The 4,401-nt window shown below is 58.6% G+C and carries 4 protein-coding genes; 3 read left to right on the top strand and 1 reads right to left on the bottom strand.

Going from position 1 to position 4,401, the window contains the following annotated elements; genetic code table 11:
• Positions 1–3: 3 nt before the first annotated feature.
• Positions 4–237, bottom strand: coding sequence for a hypothetical protein (locus HT737_RS16210; RefSeq protein ID WP_306287223.1), 234 nt, complete (start codon positions 235–237; stop codon positions 4–6).
• Positions 238–466: 229 nt separating this feature from the next.
• Here HT737_RS16210 and HT737_RS16205 point away from each other — a divergent pair, with 229 nt between their 5' ends.
• The 3 genes from HT737_RS16205 to HT737_RS16195 all read left to right on the top strand — a co-directional run bounded on the left by HT737_RS16205 (position 467) and on the right by HT737_RS16195 (position 4,112).
• The gene (locus HT737_RS16205; protein WP_047297475.1) at positions 467–1,525 is read left to right on the top strand and encodes a PA0069 family radical SAM protein; all 1,059 of its coding nucleotides are present in this window, start codon (positions 467–469) and stop codon (positions 1,523–1,525) included.
• Between the two features lie 238 nt (positions 1,526–1,763).
• Complete coding sequence (locus HT737_RS16200) at positions 1,764–2,495, top strand: carbonic anhydrase (RefSeq protein WP_047297474.1); 732 nt, start codon at positions 1,764–1,766, stop codon at positions 2,493–2,495.
• A 90-nt stretch (positions 2,496–2,585) separates the two neighbouring features.
• Positions 2,586–4,112: a SulP family inorganic anion transporter gene (locus HT737_RS16195; protein WP_182403264.1), complete on the top strand. Its 1,527-nt coding sequence runs from the start codon at positions 2,586–2,588 to the stop codon at positions 4,110–4,112.
• The last annotated feature ends 289 nt before the right edge of the window (positions 4,113–4,401 follow it).

The raw sequence follows: 4,401 nt of genomic DNA, 5'->3' as shown, positions 1-4,401 counted from the left end.
ATATCACCATCCCCCATCGACATCTTTTTCATTGCTTACATCGAACGTTTCGCCACCGTCATAGGACGACGCAATGATGATCCGCGAATCCAGCAGAGAGTCGGTCGGCACGGCGTTTTCTGCGTCCCAGCCAGATTGCTTCTGCGCAAACTGCATGGACACCAGTACTTCATCCGGATCAACCGGAGTCGGACCAAGTTTCTGCAAAAAGATGCCGCGATGATTAAAGTAAGACACGTTTTAATTCCTTTTAAAATATTGAATAACAGAAAGACAACAAGACGAATAATAACGACATTGCAAGTTGTACTTCCAGTTGAAAGATGTGTCTTCGGTTTGCGATAAATATATATATATCAATCCATGAACCACGGACTGGTGTTGGTGCGCCGAATCGCCGAACGGCACTGGCTGTTTCCTCGATCCAGCGATACTGTATGCACATACAGCAATCAGGACACTTGCGATGCACACGCCCTTGCCTCCTCGTGGTCGCGGCACTGCGACCAACCCGCACAACCGCTTCGCGCCGAACCGTTCGGTGGCCGAGGACGACGGCTGGTATCAGGAAGTGCCCGAAACGCAGAACACCGAAGTGATGATCGAAACGGCAAAAACCATCATCACCCGCAACACTTCGCCGGACCTGCCCTTTGATCGCTCGATCAATCCCTATCGCGGCTGCGAGCACGGTTGCATCTACTGCTATGCGCGACCGAGCCACGCCTATTGGGACATGTCGCCGGGACTGGATTTCGAAACCCGGCTGATCGCCAAGACCAACGCCGCCCAGGTGCTGGAAGAACAGCTTGGGAAAAAAGGTTATCAATGCGCGCCGATCAACCTCGGCTCCAATACTGACCCGTACCAACCCATCGAACGTGAACACCGGATCACCCGCCAGACCCTCGAGGTGCTGCTGCGCTACCGGCACCCGGTGACCATCGTCACCAAGGGCTCGCTGATCCTGCGTGACCTCGATCTGCTCACGGAACTGGCGCAACAACGGCTGGTGGCGGTGATGATCAGCCTGACGACGCTGGACGATGAACTCAAACGCATCCTCGAACCCCGTGCCGCGGCACCCAAGGCCCGGTTGCGGGCGATCCGGGTGATGCGCGAAGCGGGCATTCCGGTGGGGGTGTTGTGTTCGCCGATGATTCCGATGATCAATGACAGCGAAATCGAAAGCCTGCTGACCGAGGCACATGCGGCGGGTGCGCAAAGTGCCGCCTACATGATGCTGCGCCTGCCGCTGGAGGTGGCGCCGCTGTTCGAGGAGTGGCTGCACGCGCACTATCCGCAGCGCGCGGCCCATGTCCTGAGCCTGATCCGCCAGAGCCGTGGCGGCGAGCTTTACGACAGCCGTTTCGGTGCACGGATGCGCGGCGAAGGGCCGTTCGCCGACTTGCTCGCGCAACGCTTTGCCAAAACGATCAAGCGGCTCGACCTCAATCATCGCGAGGGCTATGACCTCGACTGCAGCGCCTTCTGTCCACCGGGTCGCCAGATGTCGTTGATTTAGCGACAATTGGCCCTGTGGTTGAAGGGCTGGACACCTTCCGTCGTACCCCTCAGTCACGTTTTTTGTGACCTGGAACACACGTTCTAGAGCGCTTGATTCAGTTTCAGTTAAGTTTCGGCGGCTACCTTGTTCATCGAGTGACTGACGGGTCGGGATGGCCCGGATGTTTTAAACAGCCACTGGCTTCATACCGGAATACACGGGAATGACTCCCCGAATCCGCCAAAGAGGATGAATCATGAGTGACAAGGATAAACAGCCGTTGGCTGCGTCGGCGCAAGCCGTCCCTGGGGCGCAATCCGCCGATGCAGCGCTGCGAACGATCGTTGACGGCTTTTTGCATTTTCATCATGAGGTCTTCCCGCAACAGGAAGAACTCTTCAAGAAACTCGCCACGGCGCAATCGCCACGGGCGATGTTCATCACCTGTGCCGACTCGCGCATCGTGCCCGAGTTGATCACCCAGAGTTCGCCGGGCGATCTGTTCGTGACCCGTAACGTGGGCAACGTCGTACCGCCCTATGGCCAGATGAACGGCGGCGTTTCCACCGCCATCGAATACGCGGTACTGGCGCTGGGCGTGCAACACATCATCATTTGCGGCCACTCCGATTGCGGCGCCATGCGCGCAGTGCTCAATCCGGACAGCCTCGAAAAAATGCCGACAGTCAAAGCCTGGTTGCGTCATGCGGAAGTGGCGAAGACCATGGTGCATGACAACTGCAACTGCACCGACGAAAAAGAAAGCATGCCGATCCTCACCGAGGAGAACGTCATCGCCCAACTGCAGCACTTGCGTACCCATCCTTCGGTAGCCTCACGCATGGCGAACGGTCATCTGTTCATCCATGGCTGGGTCTACAACATCGAAACCAGCGAAATCAAAGCTTACGACGCGGATCAGGGACGCTTCCTGCCGCTCGACGGCAGCCATCCGATTCCGGTGGCGACGCCCAAAGCGCGCTTCTAAATCCTCCTAAAAATCTGTGTGGTTTGACGCCGGCCGCTGTTTCAGCGGTACGGCGAAGCCACGCCTGAAGAAAACTTCGGGAGAGTCACCATGCGTGCTGCTCAATTGAAAGCGGTTCTGCCACGGGAGTTGCTGGCTTCTGTGGTTGTGTTTCTGGTCGCCCTGCCGCTGTGCATGGGTATTGCGATTGCTTCCGGGTTACCACCGGCCAAAGGCCTGATCACCGGGATTATTGGTGGTCTGGTGGTCGGTTGGCTGGCGGGCTCGCCGTTGCAGGTCAGCGGGCCGGCGGCGGGGCTGGCGGTGTTGGTGTTCGAGCTGGTGCGCCAGCACGGGATCGAGATGCTCGGGCCGATTCTGCTGCTCGCCGGTTTCCTGCAGCTGGTGGCCGGGCGTTTGAAGCTTGGGTGCTGGTTTCGGGTGACGGCGCCCGCGGTGGTGTACGGCATGCTTGCGGGGATCGGTGTGCTGATCGTTCTGTCGCAGGTGCATGTGATGCTGGATGCCAAGCCGCAGCCCTCGGGTCTGGATAACCTCACAGCGTTCCCCGGCGCGGTGGCGCAAGCCTTGCCGTCATTTGGCTGGCAGGCCGGATTGCTCGGGCTGGCGACCATTGCGGTGATGTGGCTCTGGGAAAAATTCCGTCCGTATTCGCTGCGCTTCATTCCCGGTGCGTTGCTCGGCGTTGGCCTGGCCACGGGCGCCAGCCTGCTGCTGGCGTTGCAGGTGAAACGGGTCGAGGTGCCGGCCAATCTGGCCGAAGCCATCGACTGGCTGAAACCGGCGGATTTGCTCAGCCTTACTGATCCAACCCTGCTGATTGCGGCTTTTGCCGTGGCGTTCATCGCCAGCGCCGAAACCCTGCTGTCTGCAGCAGCAGTAGATCGCATGCACAGCGGTGTGCGCTCGGACTTCGACCGTGAACTCTCAGCGCAAGGCGTCGGCAACATGCTTTGCGGACTGGTCGGCGCGCTGCCGATGACCGGGGTGATCGTGCGCAGTTCGGCCAACGTCCAGGCTGGCGCGACCACCCGCTATTCGACGATCTTCCATGGTTTGTGGCTGCTGGCGTTCGTGCTGTTGTTGTCGAGCGTGCTGCAAAGCATTCCGGTGGCGAGTCTGGCAGGCGTGCTGGTGTACACCGGTTTCAAACTGGTGGATCTCAAGGCCTTTCGCGGGCTGGGCCGTTACGGGCGGATGCCGATGTTCACCTACGCCGCCACGGCGCTGGCGATCATCTTCACCGACCTGCTGACCGGTGTGTTGATCGGTTTCGGTCTGACGATGTTGAAACTGGCGTTCAAGGCTTCGCGCCTGAAGATCAGCCTGATCGACCTGCCGCAGGACGGTGAGATGGAATTGCGTCTGGTGGGCGCGGCGACCTTTCTCAAGGTACCGGCACTGACTCAGGTGCTGGGCAGCATTCCAGCGGGCACAACGGTGCATGTGCCGCTCAATCACCTGAGCTACATCGACCATTCGTGTCTGGAGTTGCTGGAGGAATGGGGCCGGGCGAATGCGGCGAAGGGGTCGAAGCTGTTGATCGAGTCGCGCGGGTTGAAGCGGCGGTTGGAGGGACGGGTTCGCACAACAACAGGCATCGGCGCTGCCGGTTAAATCTGCGGGGTGAACTCAACCGCTGTAGGAGCTGCCGCAGGCTGCGATCTTTTGCTYTTTGATTGTAAAAAAACAAACATCAAAAAGATCGCACCTGCGGCAGCTCCTACAGGGAGAGCAGTGAATCAGAGAAATCCCAGACAAAAAAAAAGCCCGATCTCGCTAAAGCGTTCAATCGGGCTACAGCACTCAGGAGCAAAAAGTGACAAAGGGAAGGTTCGATGCGCGTAGAGCCTTGAAGGGGTTTGCGCCAGGTCACTTAAACAAGCGGCGATTATCTGGCGATTAA

The organism is Pseudomonas sp. MD195_PC81_125, from assembly GCF_014060985.1.
GTDB lineage: Bacteria > Pseudomonadota > Gammaproteobacteria > Pseudomonadales > Pseudomonadaceae > Aquipseudomonas > Aquipseudomonas parakoreensis.
The sequence above is the reverse complement of the archived record's forward strand: the minus strand, read 5'-3'. Positions and strand labels throughout refer to the sequence as shown.

Coding starts and splice junctions, on each gene's coding strand:
- HT737_RS16195 (WP_182403264.1), top strand. CDS start 2,586: ATGCGTGCTGCTCAATTGAAAGCGGTTCTGCCACGGGAGTTGCTGGCT.
- HT737_RS16205 (WP_047297475.1), top strand. CDS start 467: ATGCACACGCCCTTGCCTCCTCGTGGTCGCGGCACTGCGACCAACCCG.
- HT737_RS16200 (WP_047297474.1), top strand. CDS start 1,764: ATGAGTGACAAGGATAAACAGCCGTTGGCTGCGTCGGCGCAAGCCGTC.